Source organism: Phascolarctobacterium faecium (genome assembly GCF_003945365.1).
Taxonomy (GTDB): Bacteria; Bacillota; Negativicutes; order Acidaminococcales; family Acidaminococcaceae; genus Phascolarctobacterium; species Phascolarctobacterium faecium.
The window spans coordinates 734,748-751,758 of the sequence record NZ_AP019004.1 but is presented as its reverse complement, the minus strand read 5'-3'; the positions used below and the strand labels follow the sequence as shown (position 1 = coordinate 751,758).

The 17,011-nt window shown below is 40.2% G+C and carries 12 protein-coding genes; 5 read left to right on the top strand and 7 right to left on the bottom strand.

All coding sequences use genetic code 11. The features are described 5' to 3' along the window. Positions 1–25: 25 nt before the first annotated feature. Together PFJ30894_RS03720 and PFJ30894_RS03715 are read left to right on the top strand one after the other, a co-directional pair. Positions 26–1,123 (top strand): Coenzyme F420 hydrogenase/dehydrogenase, beta subunit C-terminal domain, encoded by a 1,098-nt coding sequence (locus PFJ30894_RS03720; RefSeq protein WP_125669096.1) that lies wholly within the window; start codon positions 26–28, stop codon positions 1,121–1,123. A gap of 147 nt (positions 1,124–1,270) precedes the next feature. Beyond that, positions 1,271–4,804 (top strand): hybrid sensor histidine kinase/response regulator, encoded by a 3,534-nt coding sequence (locus PFJ30894_RS03715; RefSeq protein ID WP_125669095.1) that lies wholly within the window; start codon positions 1,271–1,273, stop codon positions 4,802–4,804. Between the two features lie 62 nt (positions 4,805–4,866). Here PFJ30894_RS03715 and PFJ30894_RS03710 read toward each other — a convergent pair whose 3' ends face one another. The 4 genes from PFJ30894_RS03710 to PFJ30894_RS03695 all read right to left on the bottom strand — a co-directional run bounded on the left by PFJ30894_RS03710 (position 4,867) and on the right by PFJ30894_RS03695 (position 10,410). After that, positions 4,867–5,181, bottom strand: a complete 315-nt coding sequence (locus PFJ30894_RS03710) for a helix-turn-helix domain-containing protein (protein ID WP_125669094.1) — start codon at positions 5,179–5,181, stop codon at positions 4,867–4,869. 36 nt (positions 5,182–5,217) lie between these two features. Continuing rightward, positions 5,218–5,460: a helix-turn-helix domain-containing protein gene (locus PFJ30894_RS03705; RefSeq protein WP_021717512.1), complete on the bottom strand. Its 243-nt coding sequence runs from the start codon at positions 5,458–5,460 to the stop codon at positions 5,218–5,220. Positions 5,461–5,861: 401 nt separating this feature from the next. Beyond that, a complete protein-coding gene (locus PFJ30894_RS03700) occupies positions 5,862–8,738 on the bottom strand; it encodes a filamentous hemagglutinin N-terminal domain-containing protein (protein WP_125669093.1) in 2,877 nt (958 codons plus the stop codon). Between the two features lie 31 nt (positions 8,739–8,769). Continuing rightward, positions 8,770–10,410, bottom strand: a complete 1,641-nt coding sequence (locus tag PFJ30894_RS03695; protein WP_167457018.1) for a ShlB/FhaC/HecB family hemolysin secretion/activation protein — start codon at positions 10,408–10,410, stop codon at positions 8,770–8,772. Between the two features lie 459 nt (positions 10,411–10,869). Between PFJ30894_RS03695 and PFJ30894_RS03690 the strand changes: the two genes are divergently transcribed. The 3 genes from PFJ30894_RS03690 (at position 10,870) to PFJ30894_RS03680 (ending at position 15,185) form a co-directional block, all read left to right on the top strand. Beyond that, positions 10,870–13,761 (top strand): EAL domain-containing protein, encoded by a 2,892-nt coding sequence (locus PFJ30894_RS03690; RefSeq protein WP_125669091.1) that lies wholly within the window; start codon positions 10,870–10,872, stop codon positions 13,759–13,761. Positions 13,762–14,020: 259 nt separating this feature from the next. Beyond that, positions 14,021–14,578, top strand: coding sequence for a beta-class carbonic anhydrase (locus PFJ30894_RS03685; RefSeq protein ID WP_125669090.1), 558 nt, complete (start codon positions 14,021–14,023; stop codon positions 14,576–14,578). 184 nt (positions 14,579–14,762) lie between these two features. Beyond that, positions 14,763–15,185, top strand: coding sequence for a DUF2000 domain-containing protein (locus PFJ30894_RS03680; protein WP_125669089.1), 423 nt, complete (start codon positions 14,763–14,765; stop codon positions 15,183–15,185). Positions 15,186–15,509: 324 nt separating this feature from the next. Here PFJ30894_RS03680 and PFJ30894_RS03675 read toward each other — a convergent pair whose 3' ends face one another. From PFJ30894_RS03675 to PFJ30894_RS11800, 3 genes are all read right to left on the bottom strand, one after another. Continuing rightward, positions 15,510–16,019 carry a hypothetical protein gene (locus PFJ30894_RS03675; RefSeq protein WP_125669088.1) on the bottom strand — a complete coding sequence of 170 codons (510 nt, stop codon included), beginning with the start codon at positions 16,017–16,019 and terminating at the stop codon, positions 15,510–15,512. A 121-nt stretch (positions 16,020–16,140) separates the two neighbouring features. Continuing rightward, the gene (locus PFJ30894_RS03670) at positions 16,141–16,725 is read right to left on the bottom strand and encodes a hypothetical protein (RefSeq protein ID WP_125669087.1); all 585 of its coding nucleotides are present in this window, start codon (positions 16,723–16,725) and stop codon (positions 16,141–16,143) included. Further along, positions 16,725–16,892 carry a hypothetical protein gene (locus PFJ30894_RS11800; RefSeq protein ID WP_167457017.1) on the bottom strand — a complete coding sequence of 56 codons (168 nt, stop codon included), beginning with the start codon at positions 16,890–16,892 and terminating at the stop codon, positions 16,725–16,727. Before PFJ30894_RS11800 ends, PFJ30894_RS03670 begins: the two co-directional genes overlap by 1 nt. Positions 16,893–17,011 lie beyond the last annotated feature (119 nt).

The following is a 17,011-nucleotide window of genomic DNA, read 5'->3' as shown; positions in this document are numbered from 1 at the left end:
AAAAATTGTTTAAGAAGGTGAAATTATGATTACCATTACCAACAAAACCGACTGCTGCGGCTGCAGAGCCTGTGCCAGTCGCTGCGTGACCTCCTGCATCACTATGGCACCAGACGAAGAAGGCTTCAATTATCCGCTGGTCGATACTGACAAATGTATCCACTGCGGTTTGTGTGAACGCGTTTGTCCTCTGCTGCACAAACCTCAACCTCATGAGATTTTAGCTGTTATTGGCTGTAAAAATAAAAACGAAGCCGTTCGCTTTGTCAGCTCCAGCGGCGGTTTTTTCTCCCTGGCTGCCGAAAAAATCCTGGGACGTCAGGGGACAGTCTTCGGGGCGGCCTTTGACGACAACTGGCACGTTAGACATATCGCTGTCACAAGCGTCAATGCAATGAATAAATTACGCGGTTCCAAATATGTACAAAGCGATATCAGCACTACCTACCAGGACGCCGAAAAACTGCTTCAGGCAGGCCATACTGTTTTATTCAGCGGTACGCCGTGCCAGATCGGAGGCTTGAAAGGATATCTGCGTAAAGACTATGAAAGGCTTTATACCATTGACGTAGTCTGCCATGGGGTTCCCAGTCCCAAAGTCTACCAGAAACGACTGGACGAAGTCACCGAGTTTTCGTCATCACCGGTAATAAAAGTCAATTTCCGCGATAAAACTCCCGGTTGGAAACGCTTTAATATCGTTTTTCAAACTGAAAACCATATCTTTGCAACACATAAACGCCGCGGTCCATATATGCGTTTATTCCTGAATAATGTCAGTACTCGCCCTTCCTGTTCCGACTGCGCTTTTAACAATAAACACAGCCTGGCTGATCTGACGATAGCCGACTATTGGGGCGTCAACAAGCATTTCCCGCTTTTCGATGATGATAAAGGCGTTACGCTGGTCCTCGTCAATACTGAAAAAGGTGCTGCTCTTTTTAAAGACTGTCGCAACGAACTGGAATGCCAGCCGACAGATTTTAAACATGGCGCCGAATACAACGCCGCTGTGGCTGGGAAAATGACGCCACATCCTTCCCGACGATCGTTCTTTGCCGAGTTGGATCACAAAAGCCTGTCTGCTTTAGCCGACGAAATCCTGGGTGCTGCTGAAAACTAAAACAAACTCCTTAGACTGCATGTCTAAGGAGTTTGTTTTTTATCGCAATAATTATTACAACATTCGTTTCACTTTGTTATCTTTTTATATTATAATTAATTTATAAAAGTTTTCCTTCAACTATAAAGGATAGGGAAGGTATTTATAATGAATTCCGAAAGAAATGTCCTCAAACTCATCGATGATATCAGTAATCTAACATTATTTGTCGTCGACCGATCCACTCTGCAGATACTTTACTGCAATCAGACTGCTGCAAAAGCCGGTTTCAAGAAAGGTGTGCGCTATCATCCTGACACACTCAGCTTTGATGCCGTCAATTTTCATCAGGGTGATTATCAGTATTTTGCTGAAAAATCTATTTTAGGAAGCAACGTAGATGTCCGAGTGAAAAAAACTCTTTGGGACGAGGATGGCAGACAGATCCCTGCCTTAGCGATTTCTGTCACACCTCATATTTTTGCCGGCGAAGTCAAGATCAGACACGACCATTCCAAAGATCTTCTACAAGGTATCGATGTTCTCTTTGACGAATATGTAGTTATCGATCTTATCGACGACCGTTATATTTCTCCGAAGCTCGGCCCCTGTGCTTCGGCCTTTCCGCATGCCGGCAGCTTTACTCAGGCCAATGATCTTTACGGTGAAATGCTGATCCATCCTGAAGACAGGCAAAAATTTTGGGACCTTACTTCAATGAAGAACCTGCGTCAAAATATGCCGCAGGAAAATATGCATATCATTGGCGAACTGCGACGTCTTGTTGCGCCAGATAGCTTTGAATGGATCGAGACTCATCTCGTATCTACAATTGATACCCAAACCGGACACCTGAAAGTACTATGGTGCTACCGTAATATTGAAAAACAAAAACAATTTGAGTTGAGTCAACGCGAACAAACCGCCTGGATCGCTCAGTTAAGTGAAGAATATTATGCTGTTTACCTTGTTAATCTACGCAATAACACTTTACGCGGCCTGCGTGTCCCAGAACAATTCAAAAAAATCGTACATATGGAAGAATGCTATGATAAACAGTTTTCCATGTATGTAAACGAATTCGTAGACCCTAAATGGCAGCAGACGCTCTTAAAAATTACCAACAGCACCTACATCATTGGCCAGTTTGCCAACGATAATAACCGGATCGAGCATATTTTTAAAAACAAGCAGGGGTTTTGGCTCAGTGTCAAGATCATTCCGGCCCCAGGCTACTCTGACGCTTATCCTTATGCGGTACTGGCCTTTGAAGACCTGACCCAGAAAGTCGAACATTCGCTCAGTGAAAAAACTGCCAAAATGGCAGTTGCCCATATGTACGCACTGGCAATCAGCGTCGATATGGAGCGCCAGGGTTATAACTGTATCCATTATTCAGAAGAGATAATCTCGCTGAAAAAACGCGGCCGTTACCGTGATTTCTACGATCAATTTCATCAACAGCTGCTGGACAGTGACAAAGCGCTTTTATCAGGAATCTTTGATGCAAAACTTTACAGCAGACAAACCTATGCCGAAGGCGAGATGCGTATTTGGGATAAAAACAAAAAACTGCACTATTACACCTATTACGGTACCAGGATCTCTACAATCGAAGGTGAAAAAATCATGCTGCTGCTGCGGAACATCGACGATAAAAAGCAGCAGGAACATGAGCTTGCATTACTCAGCGCCGACAGAATGCGCCATCATAATATCGCCAATGCGCTGGCTGAAATGTACTATGCCGTTTACTATGTCGACCTGCAGGAGCATAGATTTTATATTTTACGGCTTACCGAAATCATCACTGCTAATATGCTGAAAGGATTAGAAGATCATACCGAAGCCTGGACTACTTTCGTCAATAATTTTGTTCATGCAAAATTCCGAAAACAGTTGGCAGAGGCTTTTGCTTTAGAAAATATCTATGCAACACTGACTCAAAACAATAAAAACTCTATCGAAATAGAATTGCTGAGGCGTTTTGCCAACGACAAATACGAATGGGTACGTCTGGAAGCCCAGGCCATCAAAAACACCGAAGGAACTATTACTGGCTGTGTTATCGCTTTTCGGAACATCCATACGCAAAAACTGGCCTATGAGAGGCAGCAGCAGGCATTAAAAGCTGCTCTGCTTTCTGCAGAAAAGGCCAATACTGCTAAAAGCTCTTTTTTGTCAAATATGAGCCACGATATCCGTACTCCAATGAACGCCATCATAGGTATGACTACGATTGCACAGCAATACCTGCACGACCCTGTTCGGGTCAATAACTGCCTCAGCAAAATCGAACTGGCCTCAAATCATCTTTTAGAACTGATCAACGATATTCTCGACATGTCTAAGATCGAAAGCGGCAAATTATCACTTAAGGAATCGCCGCTCAATCTAGCTGAACTTATTCATAACCTGATCTCACTCATCAACCCACAGTTAAAAGAGCATCAGCATGAACTGCATGTAAATACACATAATATCAGTGACGAATATCTGCTGGGAGATACTGTACGCCTTAATCAGATCTTTACTAATATCCTCAGTAATTCTATCAAATTTACGCCCCAAGGCGGAAAGCTCAAGCTTGAGATCACGCAATTAACACTGGCTCCAACAGGTTATGGGCATTTTCGTTTTGTTTTCAGTGATAACGGCATTGGCATGGATCAGGAATTTTTGCCGCACCTGTTCACCCCCTTCGAACGTTCCCAAACTTCAAGTATGGATAGTATCGAAGGCACAGGTTTGGGTATGGCTATCACTAAAAATATCGTTGATTTGATGGGTGGTACTATTGAAGTCACCAGCGCGGCAGGCTCTGGAACCACCTTTACAGTCACCCTGCCCCTGAAGCTGGCCGATAAGCAGCCTGTCCCGGTTTCTGCCATTCATAACAAGCTGCAGGCCCTGGTCATCGATCAGTATCAAACTTATGCTCCTAATATCCTGCAGCAGCTGCAGCAACTGCAGATTAACGGTCAAGCTGTGTCCAGCCTTGCAGAAGCCATTACTAAGCTAACAGCCGACCTAAAAAGCAGCAGTGACTATACAACAGTCATCATAGTCTATAACCCAGATTTGGATTTGGAAAAGATGTTAAACGAATTACGCCAGCTGTCACCAACATTAAAGATAACTCTGGCGATCACCTTCTCCGACCTCAGCCAGACCATTAAAGACTATTCTTTTGACGCACTTCTGATCCTGCCGCTGTTTAAAACGAACCTCGCACAGGTACTCAACAAAATGCACCAGACAGTTACACCCAGAACGCAGCACGTGCTTCGGTCTGCTGCTAATGAACCAAACTGCAGCGGTAAGCGTATACTTATCGTTGAAGACAATCCGCTTAATATGGAGATCGCCTGTGAGTTGATTGGTATGACCGGTGCCATGATCGAAGAAGCCACTGATGGCGAAGCAGCACTGACAAAAATTACTCAGGCTCCAGAAAATTATTATGACCTTGTTTTTATGGACGTGCAGATGCCTAAACTCAATGGATACGATGCAACCAAAGCGATCCGTAAGCTACCACGCCAAGACGCAAAAAAATTGCCGATCGTTGCTATGACTGCCAACGCCTTCCTGGACGACATCAAAAAAGAACGTGAAGCCGGAATGAACTCACATATTACCAAACCGTTCCACTTGGAAGAACTGTTTGCTGTTATCAGGGAATGGCTGCAATGCAATTGAACGTCATATCATGAAAAAAAGACTGCCGCAATTTTAAATTGCGGCAGTCTTTCATATTTTCGTTACAGAACTTCTACTCTTTTTTGTTTTAAAACCTTAAGCAGCAAAGCCAGATCCTCAATATCATAACCGTCATTATTTACTTCCGGCGTAACATGCCCCTGCAAAACACTGCCCAGCAGCGTATCGACGCTGCACTTGAAAAAATGTGCCAAACGCAGTAATACCCTCAGACTGACACTGACACGTCCGTGTTCAAGATTACTCATATGAGTCTGCGAAACATCCAAACGCTGGGCCAGCTCACTTTGACTGATACCGTGTCTGATACGCATTAACCTGATATTCTTACCAATTTCCTTATAATCGGGATTCATAAAGATACCTCCTTCATCACCTGTTACTAAATAAATTTATTTTTGCGCCGATTCTGTTCCTGGCGGCAGATCGCTGATAAGTTCAGCCGGATCTACCTCAAGTGCCTGTGCGATAAGAAAAAATACTTCCAAACCGCATCTGGCAGCACCACGTTCTATTTTTGATATATAGGAACGGGTCAAACCGGCTTTAATAGACAATGCTTCCTGACTTAAACCTTTCAGTCTTCTGTAATATAAAATATTTAAGCCTATACTTCTATATTTCTCAGCAAACATGACTTTTTTCACCTTAACAATTAAACTTTTATAGATATTGGTTTTATACTTATTATCTTACAAAAAAATGCATTTGCTGTATAAAATACAGCACATACGTGCACTATATTACTCATTTATACAAAATAAAATTATACATGCAAAGAAATTATATGTCTTTAAATATGTAAATGCACTTAAAATTAATGAATTTTATTATTTTTTATATTTCAAATATTTTGCTATTTATATGAAATAATTATATATTTTATATAAAATTACGGCTTGTTATAGCTATAGTTCTACTTATTAGTACTCACCGTACAAATAAGTGGTTTTCAGAAAAGCAATATGCGAATTACGAGTAATTAAAAACTCACACCCCGGAAGATGTGAGTTTTTAATTACTTTTCTTCGTTATTCTATTCGTCCTGATCTTCGGTATCACTATCAGAAAACATACTCAAATCAGTATCGTTACCACCAGCCAGATTATCCATCTTACTACCTTGCACATCGCCCGTATCGGAACTGCGAGAATTGCTGTCAGCTTGTTCTTCCTGACCGGCACCAGCTAAAATATTCTCGAAACCAGCACTAAAACTGCTGCCAGAACCACTTGCATTCAGGCTGTCATCACTGTTATGTATTTCAATTGTTCCGACACCAATATTCGTGTTTTCACCACTTGGATTTATTATTACAGGGGTATGCAGCTCAGAAGTTACAGCAGAGCTGCTACTATGATAATTATCCTCAAATTCAGGCAGTTTAGTAATATCATGCTCATCTTCAGGCAGTTCTGGTGGATCAGGCGGTAGTGGCGGTGCCGGAAAGATATCTGCATAAGCCTTGCCAACACCTTTGTCGTTATACTTAGAAATATCGTAAGTATTGCCATCTTTATCGGTCGTCGCATAAACAGCCTTATCAGAAACAATTGCACCTGGTCCCCATCCTACTATCCCACCACAATACTGTGCATTACCGTCTGTAGCAATGACCTGCCCTAAATTCAGTGCATTCTCTACTATCCCTTCAACAGAATTACCAATAATTCCGCCTACCTGGTCCCTGCCTTGTACTGTACCTGTATTTAACACATTATCAATGCTTTTAGAAGATGTGCCTACTCCTATAATCCCACCAACACTATTACCGCTACCGCTAACAGCACCACTGTTTTCAGCCCTACTGACAGATACACATCCAATACCGGCACTGGGAGGTCCTGACATAGACACGCCGCCCCCCATACCAACAATACCGCCTACCGCTGTTCTTCCTGTTATTGTCCCTGAATTATTGGTATTCTCTAAAAGCATATCATCATCACAATAATAATATCCTAAAATTCCCCCAACACTATCTAATCCGCTAATGTTACCATTGTTGATGGCATCGACAATTATTTGTCCAGAAGCATTACAGCCAATAACACCGCCGACATAACTATAACCTTTTACTGTACCTTCATTTTTTAATTCACTGACATAGTTGGAACCTTCAGCATCATTATAACCTAGTACACCACCAATATAATAGCTTGAACCAACACTCACACCATCGGTTACAAAAACACTTCCTTTATTAAGTGCTTTGCTCACAGTTCCGTTATTTTCACCAATAGCTCCGCCTACTTCACGAGCTCCGCCTACAAAACCTCTATTTTCAATATTATATACATAACCATTTACTTTATTTTGTCCACAAATCCCGCCGACAAGTTCATTTCCCTTAATACTTCCATCATTGATACCGTCAGAGATATTCCCATTATTCTGTCCAACAATTCCTCCAACAGTACTATTGCCACTAACAGAAGCATAGTTATGGACACTATTTATAATACCTGTATTAGCTCCGGCAATACCACCTACAGCACTATTATTTCCAGCATCAATTTTTCCTTTTAGTAAAATTCCATCAATAGTACCTGTAGAAGTATTTTGTCCAGCAATACCACCTATCCCAACACCGCCGCCAGTCAAATCAATTTCTGCATCTACATTTTTAACACTTCCAGCATTATAGCCAACTATGCCCCCTGTATAACCACCCGTACTATTAATAACTTTTATCTTGCCAACTATACCATCAATCTCCCCAAGACCCTTATAATTATACCCTGTAATGCCGCCGGAATAACCGCCGCTAGTATTATTTACTGTTATATCAACTTCAGCATTCTTTATTATTCCTGCATTAATGCCAACAATACCTCCGGTATATTTACTTGTTCCTGAAACAATACCACTTACTGCAACATTTTCAATTAACCCGTTATTCTGACCTACAACTGCTCCAACAGCCTGGTATCCACTAATATTACAATTGGATAAAGTAAGATTTCTGATTACACTGCCACTTGCAGTTTGTCCGAACAACCCTTTGTAGCTTCCATTCCCACCATTTACAGTTACATTTTTTATATCATTCTCCAGACCGTCAAAGGTTCCCTTAAACGTACTGTCAGCGCTGATGGGTATAAAACTATTAATGCTGCTAGCATCAATATCATTTTTTAAAGCATAATTGCCGCTTAGATTAGTATTAATGTCCTGCAGCTGCTCAGCATTTGTCACCCACATATAACCTTTTACACTCTGAGCTCCGCCATTGATATCAAAATTTTTATCCTTACCTGCATAACCGTTAGCATCATGAGCGGTATACCCCAACACAACGTTACCATTGGCAAAATCTCCGTTAATAACAGCATTGCTGCCGTCAAAATCATCTCCGCCCAATTTTATATTATCAGTATCTAAAACGATACGGCTGCCCTCAAAACGCAGTGTGTCTGCTTCCAGTTTACCCATATTGACAAGCTCAGCAGTTCCCGCTATCCCAAAATCACTGATACCAGCGCTGTTTTTAAAATTTTGTAAAGCTGTATCGACATCAGATAAGCTCTTAGTAGAAGCCGTCAGCGAACCAACATTTACCTGTGCCGTTTTACCAAACAAAATCCCATTGGGATTGATCAAAAAAACATGTACCCCTTGTCCATTCAAAGCGCCAAAAATCTCACTGCCCTGTCTGCCGGTAACATAATTCAAAATAGCGTTCATATTCTTAAAATTTACCGTTTCTCCAGCAGCAACATTAAAACTATCCCACTTGACCGACACATTGCCTGTACCGGTAATATCCATCTGATTACCGCTGGACGTATAACTGCCGTTACCAGTAACTACCGTCCCACCCTGTGGCAATCCCCATGCGCAATTAGAAAAAGCCAAAGTGCTAACTACTATAGCGACCGTTGTTTTCCCTAGTCTCTGCCTGTTTTTCATCTTAATCCGCTCTTTTCCGCTCACGATATTCTTAAAACAATTTGTATAACCTGAACCATAACCTGCCGTTTTTATCTTCCGCCTCACTGCGATAAGATTCACCCTTTATCTTGCGTGCATAATCCAGTCTTGCGTACAAGCTGCGATCCAAGCTATAAACTGCGCCAATACCCCAACCTGCCAGCCTGCGATGCGGATCGGAGGTATCTCCGTCCTTTCGTGCCAAAACCTCACCTACATCAGCAAACAACGTCATACTCATACCTTTGACCGGAGTTTGATACCTTAATTCTGCCGTTGCCTGATAACCGCTGTCACCGCCTGCTTCACCCTGCGGATAGGCTCGCACCGCATCAGCACCCCCCAGATAAAACTGTTCACTGCTGTCTAGATTGCGGTTTGCTAGCTGTCCATGTGCAAAAATATAGAACTGTGTCACTTTGCTTAATTTACTGACATGATTAACATCAAAATTAAAGCGGCTAAAGCCGCCTTCCGTCCTGCTGAATTCATCAGCAGCCTGAGCTTCCCCGCTGCGCAGCTTTAAATTACCGGCACGTAAGACAGCACTGTAACCACTATAACTAACAGCACTTTGCAGACTTCCAGTCAGTCCAAGATGAAACACATCACTGCTTTTACGTGCCGTATAATCAAAAACACGCAGTTCATCATTCAAACGGTTATGCTCATAGCCGTAAATCAACCGTAAATTTCCGGATTTCCTGCCGCTTAAAGGCTGCGAACCATATAGGCTCACCGTTTTAGCCGTTCCTACAGCACCTGCCTGCGTAAAATAATCCCCTAAAGTATAATCCGACTCCGCGCAGCTGATACCTAAACGACCTCCCGTTCTATTAACCGCTGTTTCATAGCCTAAATTATAATTTTTCATCTTCTCATTACTAAGCATCCCGCCAATAACAAGCCTGTCCCCGCTGCGCAGCGGCTCATTAACAATGACCTGCATTCCGTAACGGTAACGTCCCGAATATTTACCGCCATAATTGTCAGTATAAACAGCGCCTTCCACAATTGGCGATGCCTCTAAAACAATTGTTAAACTGCTGCTGCCAATCTTATCACCAGGCTCTAAAATACCTTTGGCCTGCACACCGGGCAATGCATTCAGATTATTCAGCGTCATTTCTAAAATATCACTGCGTAACTGCATCCCAGCATATAAATTTTTTAAAAACCCTTCCACAAAATGATCTTCAAGACTTGTAGAATTTTTCACTCTTAACTTATCCAATACCCCAGGAAAAACCTTAATTGTCACAATACCAGCCACAATATCCTGCCGAGGTAAAAATGCAGTTGCCACAGGATATCCCTGTTTTCTGTAATAGACAGATAAAGCTTTCGTCAACTGCTGCAAATCGTTAACAGCCAAATTACGTCCACTGTATTTTCCCAAAAGTGCCTTGGGGGGGGGCAAATACTCCTCTATTCCACTAACATCAAGTTGGAATCTTTTAACATACACCATCGACTGCGATTTTTCCGCATGTTCCGAAATATCATCTTTATGTACAACGACACGCTGATTATTAAGCATATTATCAGACATCCCATTCTGCTGGACGTCACTGCTTGGAAGCTGGTTAGCAGCATAACATCCGACAGTCTGAGACAAGACATAAAGCATAATTACAACTTCTTTTTTCACCCCTGTCCATCTCCCCACTCTTCCAGTCATAATAATACCTATTATAAATTTTAGTTTCTATTTTAATCTATTATCCTACTAATGATTCAAAAAAGCAATTATTTCTAATAATAATATTAAAAATAATTAAATTATATGTACTTTATTATACATTTATTAGAATTTATATTTTAATCAAAAGACTATCAAGGATTATGTGCTGATTATATTTATTTTAACTGCAGACTTTTCTGATTTATGCTGCAAACTTCTATTACCCGTTCCAAATCGTTTGTCAATTTCTATAATCACTTACTAAAAGCTAACAAACCACTATAAAAAAACTAATATATTTTTATACTATAAAACCATAACAAAATATAGAAAATTTCTATTATTAATGATACAATATTTATATTATAACAAATTATTTTAATCTTATTGCAGTAAAAATTAGGTAATTATGGGCGAGGTATATATATGAATACCAAGATCAAACAAACAATAGCTTTATTTTTTACAGTCATGTTATTGTTTGTTCTGGTGCTGCCACCACTATCCGCAGCCGCAGATGCAAGTCCTATTAAAATAGGCTATTATGAGGACGGCGACTATATGTCCAAAAGTCAAAGCGGAGAATATAGCGGATATAATATTGAATATCTACAAAAAATTTCCAAACAATCAGGACTTCCTTTCGAAATGGTTGATATTGCAAGCTGGAATGCTGCATATGATATGCTGGTTAAAGGTGAAATCGATCTGCTGCCGGCAGTTTATCATTCAGAACAGCGGGCAGAGGAAATTTTCTTTTCCGGCCAACCAATGTGCAGTATTTATACTACCCTAAACGTTCGTATGAATGATCCACGCTATGATTATGAAGATTTTAAAGCTTTCCAGGGCATGAATGTCGGCATTATCCGCGGCGGAGTAGACGGCGAAAGGTTTAAAAGTTTTTGCCGTGAGCATAATCTTGTTTTAAATATTATTGATTATGACGAAACAAGTGTACTTTTAGAGGCACTTGATAATGGTACACTGGACGGTGTTGCCATTACCCACCTTGGAAAAAACAGTACTTTCCGCAGTGTAGCCCAGTTTTCTCCCAGTCCTTTATATTTTGCCGTAACCAAGACAAATCCCGAGTTACTGTCTGAAATCAACAAGGCCATGAATAATATTCTATTGGCTAATCCTGGTTACAGCCGGGATTTGTATGATAAGTATCTTGCCCCAAGCGTTAACCAAAAGCCTGTTTTTACTAAAGAAGAACTCCAATATATAAAACAAGCTGCACCGATATTAGTATCTTATGACCCTTCTTTTGCGCCTTTAACATACCAGAGTAAAAAAAGCGGGCAAATTACTGGCGTAACTGCAGATATTTTTGAATTTATTGCCAAAAACAGCGGTCTGCGTTTTGAATTTGAAGCACATAATCAAACTGAAGCTCTGCAACTTTTACAGCAGGGGAAAATATCTGCTTTGGCTTTATCTGACGGTGATTACCTTTGGGACGGTAGAAACAATATCAATTCCACACTTTATTATCTACGTGCACCTACCTCAATGATCACCAGATACGATTCAGATAAATTGGAAGTAATTGCTTTGCCTCAAGGGTATCAGCTTTCTGAAGCTATCAAGGCAGCAAATCCATATTATACCTTCAAATACTATCATTCTATCGAAGACTGTCTTAACGCAGTTTTGCACAATAAAGCTGATGCTGCCTGTACAAACACTCATGTTGCCGGCGCTTATCTAAGCAGATCAGCTTACCAGGGTATGCGCACTATAACCTTAGCTCAGCCAATCAATGAAATGTGTGTAGGATTATCTGCGTCGGGCGATCCGAAGTTGTTTTCGATCATTAATAAGTGTATCCAATATCTTCCTACAGAGCAGGTAGACGCCTATCTTGTAACGCATTCTGCCAATACCAAAGAAGTCAGTATGCTGGAATTTATTGAGCAGCATCTTTGGCAGGTAGGCTGTATTGTGATACTGGTCCTGAGCATAATAATTCTGCTGATAGGCAGTAATTTAAGAAACGCTTTACGCAGTAACCGCCGTATTCAGGATCTGCTGTATAAGGATGAACTGACCGGTCTTTATAATATGAACGGATTCTATCAGAAATGGGAAGAAAATAATACCCCCAAAAAACAGCAGTCATTTGTTTTACTCTACAGTGATATTTGTCAGTTTAAATTTATCAACGATAACTTTGGTTTTTCTACGGGTGATCAGGTACTGCAAGCCAGCGGTAAAATATTACAGGAAATCCTGGAAGATGATGAATTCTGCGGAAGGATATCCTCCGACCATTTTGCTCTCCTGCTAAAGTATATTTGCTGGGAACACTTAGACAAACGCATGCAAAACTTTGTTAAAAAGCTGAATTGCTGGCGTAAAGCGAAAACCGATATTCCTTATAAAATTGATTTCGTATTTGGTGTTTGTCTGATTGAAAAAAATGCTACTATTGACCTTCATCAAAAACTTGATTTAGCCAATTATTCAAGACGCTACGCAAAAGATACTCCAGGCAGTTTTATTGTTTTATATGATGAAAAAATGCGTGCTCAGGCACTTTTAGCACAACAGTTGGAAAGCCGCTTAGATCAGGCTCTGCAGGAAAATGAATTTGTAGTCTATTATCAGCCCAAGGTTTCTATGAAAGATGGCTCCATTATAGGAAGCGAAGCTTTAATTCGCTGGAACCATCCTGACAAAGGTTTTCTGATGCCAGGCGTATTTATCCCTATCTTTGAGAAAAACGGTATGGTTAAAAAAGTTGACTTGTGGCTGTTTGAAGAAGTTTGTAAAACAATGCGCACTTGGTCAGAAAAAGGCTATCCGCTTTTCCCTGTTTCCTGCAATTTTTCAAGACTACATTTTCAACAAAGTGATTTCCCTGCACGAATCTGTGAAATCGCTGACCGTTGGAATGTTCCGCACCATCTTTTAGAATTGGAAATAACCGAAAGTGTCCTATTGGAAGAATCAACGACTATTGCAGAGGTTTTTCAGATACTTAAAGAAATGCAATTCAAAATAGCCATTGACGATTTCGGCTCCGGTTATTCATCTTTAGGTCAATTACAGCAACTGACTGCAGATGTTTTAAAACTAGACCGCAGCTTTGTAAGCCACGGAGTTGCAGGTATGCGTGAAAAAATAGTTGTCGGCAACGTAATCCATATGGCCGGAGAGCTTGGTATGCAGGTAATCTGTGAAGGTGTTGAAACACAGGCACAATCCATAACACTACAGGAAATTGGCTGTAAATATTCGCAGGGATTTTATTTTTACCGTCCTATGCAGCTGGAAAACTATGAAAAATTACTTGTTGCAGATAACTAAAAATACTGCAAAATAATCTATTGATAATTAAAATATAAAACACCGCAGAAATCTGCGGTGTTTTATATTTCTAAGCTAAGTACAATAATGCACGTATTTTAACTTCTGTATAGACAAATGTAAACAAAACCTTACTAAATATCTTTCATTTCAAAAACAGTTGATAAATGATAAAATAAACATATGACAATTTCACTGATAATCTTAAATAAAATACACTTCATTTAAAAAAGTGCAAAAACCGAGGGGATGCGATAAAATGGCAACGCTGCTACAAGAGATATTGACAAACAACCATGAATTTTTGGCAAATAACAAGTGTACAAAAGAAATATCCAAATATCCGCAGAAAAAGTTTGCCCTGCTCACTTGTATGGACACCAGACTTGTTGAACTGATCAACAAAGCACTGGGCATCCACCGAGGCGATGCAAAAATAATTCAAAATGCCGGAACCTCTTTAATCGGAGAAATGGGAGAAACCGTAAAAAGTCTTTTGCTAACCATCTATGTTTTTGATATCAAAGAAATTTTCATAGTCGGACATTATGATTGCGGTGTCGCTCTGACATCATCAAAAGACATATTACATAATATGAAAAGCAGAGGCGTCTCAGAGCAGCAATTAAAACTGATTGAAAAAGATTTTCAAGTTTGGCTTGATCCTTACACCGACCCCGCCAAAAATGTACTTACAGTCATTAAAAAACTTAAGGCAAATCCTTTTATTCCCAATGATATACCTATCCACGGACTTATCATTGACCCCCATACGGGTAAACTTGATCTTTTAGCAGATGGCTATAAAGAGACTTAAGACAAATCGTGCTCCCTGTTTTTTAGCGTCGTCAAATTTTTAGTTTTTATAATCACTATTCTAATATATCAACGTAATATTTTGGTCATTGCCAATATTCTACAAGACACCTCTTTACTTTATCGTTACAATAGTTTTGTAATGCTTGGAGCTTATAAAACATTGTATAGAAAAGAGGCTTATTATGAATCTGCAAAATGAAAAATGTGTCATCGTCGTTGACGAAGAGCTGCCGTTAGGAATTATTGCAAATACTGCTGTGATCTTGGGGATAACCCTAGGCAAAACCATGCCTGAAGCAGTCGGTCCTGATGTAATCGATCAGACAGAAAAGAGTCATCTCGGCATTATCAAATTCCCTGTTCCTGTCTTGAAAAGCTCTGCAGAAAAACTTAAATATATCAGGGAACAACTCTATCAAGACGCTTTTCATGACCTGCTCGTTGTTGATTTTTCTGATTTAGCGCAGAGCTGTAAAACTTATGATGATTTTACTCAAAAAATGACTCAAGTACCGGAAAGCGCTTTAAAATATTTTGGTCTTGCAATCTGCGGCTCAAAAAAGAAGGTTGCTAAACTTACTGGAAGTCTGCCTTTATTACGATAATTTTATATTTTTGCCATTCAACTTTCAATGCCAACCCATTTATTTTCAAAACAAAAAAATCCATGCAAACCGTAAAGTCTGCATGGATTCTACATTTTCAATTGGTGGAGACAAGCGGGATCGAACCGCTGACCTCTTGAATGCCATTTCCAGCCACAAGCCTTAAAAAAAGCTTGATTTTATGTCGCTAGCAGCATTATAGCGCTTGTTTTAGCAACCGCGAAAACCCGCATTTTTTCGTGAAGAAACAAAGTCATAAACTCCCATTTGACTCCCATTAAATTTTATCATATTAAGCCTACGTAATCAGTAGGCTTTTTCCTTTTAGTATGCGTATGTCACCCATACACCGGCTTTTTTATCTTGCCAATCATATTCGCCACGCAGACCCAGATACTTGGATCCTATCAATCGGCTCACTCCGTAGCTGATACCTGTAACGTAGTGATCAATATCAATCTTGGCTCCGATCTCCCGCAGAACCCCTGGCGCGGACGGTGGCAAGGATTTCAAGATTTTCTGCTGCAATTCTTCCTGCTTCTTCGACCAGGCTTCCAGCTCTGTCAACTGCTTCTGCAGCTGATCTATTTGCAGTTTGGCTTCGCTCGATGCTTGATCCGATAGCGTCTGCTGTTCCCTTGCTATCTGTAATTCCAGCGCTAATTTCCTGCTGATTTCTAATTGCCTGGTTGAGTTTTTTTCCAGTGTCACCAGCTCGCTTTCCGTTATCATGTATGCCGGCTCGGCTGAACAGGTAGGCAAGAAAAAGAACTGCGCCAACACCCAGACCAATAAGGAAGCGATTATTAGATATCCAACTTTTGATTTTTTCATACATACTATTCCTCCATAGAAAAGAAAAAACGCAAATGCGGAGCACCTATCGGTGTTCTACACTTACGCTTTTTATAGTACCAAAAAGCACTCTGCGTAATTTGCAAAGTGCTTAACAAACTTATTCGACTGTAACCTTGCTAGCCTCTATTATGTATTTTAGTAGTCCATCTCTTCCATCTTGTTCAACGAACTCAAATCCATTATCTTCATAAAATCGTCTAAGATGGGGCTCGTCTCTACACTCCACCAATATAACCCTGCCGCCTATTAGATGCCGGATTTTTAATATTTGCCCCATTGCTAAACCTAAAAGTTCTCGTCCCGTTATCAAAGGAATTTTGGCATAACCATTAGCAAAGTTTTTAGATAGCTGACCAATCAAAAATACCGAAACCTCGCTAGGTTCCTTGCTTCTAAACCCAGTTATCTTTTTTCTTACAACACCTGAAACTTTACTTCTTACTATCAGAGGTTTTACTGTAATAGCGAAATATCCAGCCAATACGTTTTCATTCTTATATCTTGCATAAACAAGATATGTACGAGATAACCCCATTTTCTGATTTATTATTGCTTTATCTTTTAGAAAATATTCAATATCTTCATCAAATGGGCATGAAAAATTGGCGAGTATACCTTTACATTCCGTTTCGTCTTCCAGAACGTCAAGTACATCGCCAAGATGCAGAATACTATACCCCATTATTTTTTTACTCCATTCAAAAACGAACTGAGTTTTTCACGTTTTATACATTCAACTTTATGATTTTGCTGAAACGTAACATTCCTGCTATTTTTGATTGCATCTGCGTATCTAACAGCATTTTTCTTATTAACAGAAAACTCTTTCATGAAACTACTTGTAGCCATAACTACTCCTCCCCTACTATCCTAATAGAAAAAAGGGTACACAAAATAAACCTATTCGCAAATTGCTAAAAATAAAAATCGCCAAATTGCGATATCTCCTTTTGGTATTCTCTTGTTAT

Coding starts and splice junctions, on each gene's coding strand:
- PFJ30894_RS03680 (WP_125669089.1), top strand. CDS start 14,763: ATGAATCTGCAAAATGAAAAATGTGTCATCGTCGTTGACGAAGAGCTG.
- PFJ30894_RS03675 (WP_125669088.1), bottom strand. CDS start 16,019: ATGAAAAAATCAAAAGTTGGATATCTAATAATCGCTTCCTTATTGGTC.
- PFJ30894_RS03710 (WP_125669094.1), bottom strand. CDS start 5,181: ATGAATCCCGATTATAAGGAAATTGGTAAGAATATCAGGTTAATGCGT.
- PFJ30894_RS03720 (WP_125669096.1), top strand. CDS start 26: ATGATTACCATTACCAACAAAACCGACTGCTGCGGCTGCAGAGCCTGT.
- PFJ30894_RS03670 (WP_125669087.1), bottom strand. CDS start 16,725: ATGGGGTATAGTATTCTGCATCTTGGCGATGTACTTGACGTTCTGGAA.
- PFJ30894_RS03715 (WP_125669095.1), top strand. CDS start 1,271: ATGAATTCCGAAAGAAATGTCCTCAAACTCATCGATGATATCAGTAAT.
- PFJ30894_RS03685 (WP_125669090.1), top strand. CDS start 14,021: ATGGCAACGCTGCTACAAGAGATATTGACAAACAACCATGAATTTTTG.
- PFJ30894_RS03690 (WP_125669091.1), top strand. CDS start 10,870: ATGAATACCAAGATCAAACAAACAATAGCTTTATTTTTTACAGTCATG.
- PFJ30894_RS03700 (WP_125669093.1), bottom strand. CDS start 8,738: ATGAAAAACAGGCAGAGACTAGGGAAAACAACGGTCGCTATAGTAGTT.
- PFJ30894_RS03705 (WP_021717512.1), bottom strand. CDS start 5,460: ATGTTTGCTGAGAAATATAGAAGTATAGGCTTAAATATTTTATATTAC.
- PFJ30894_RS11800 (WP_167457017.1), bottom strand. CDS start 16,892: ATGGCTACAAGTAGTTTCATGAAAGAGTTTTCTGTTAATAAGAAAAAT.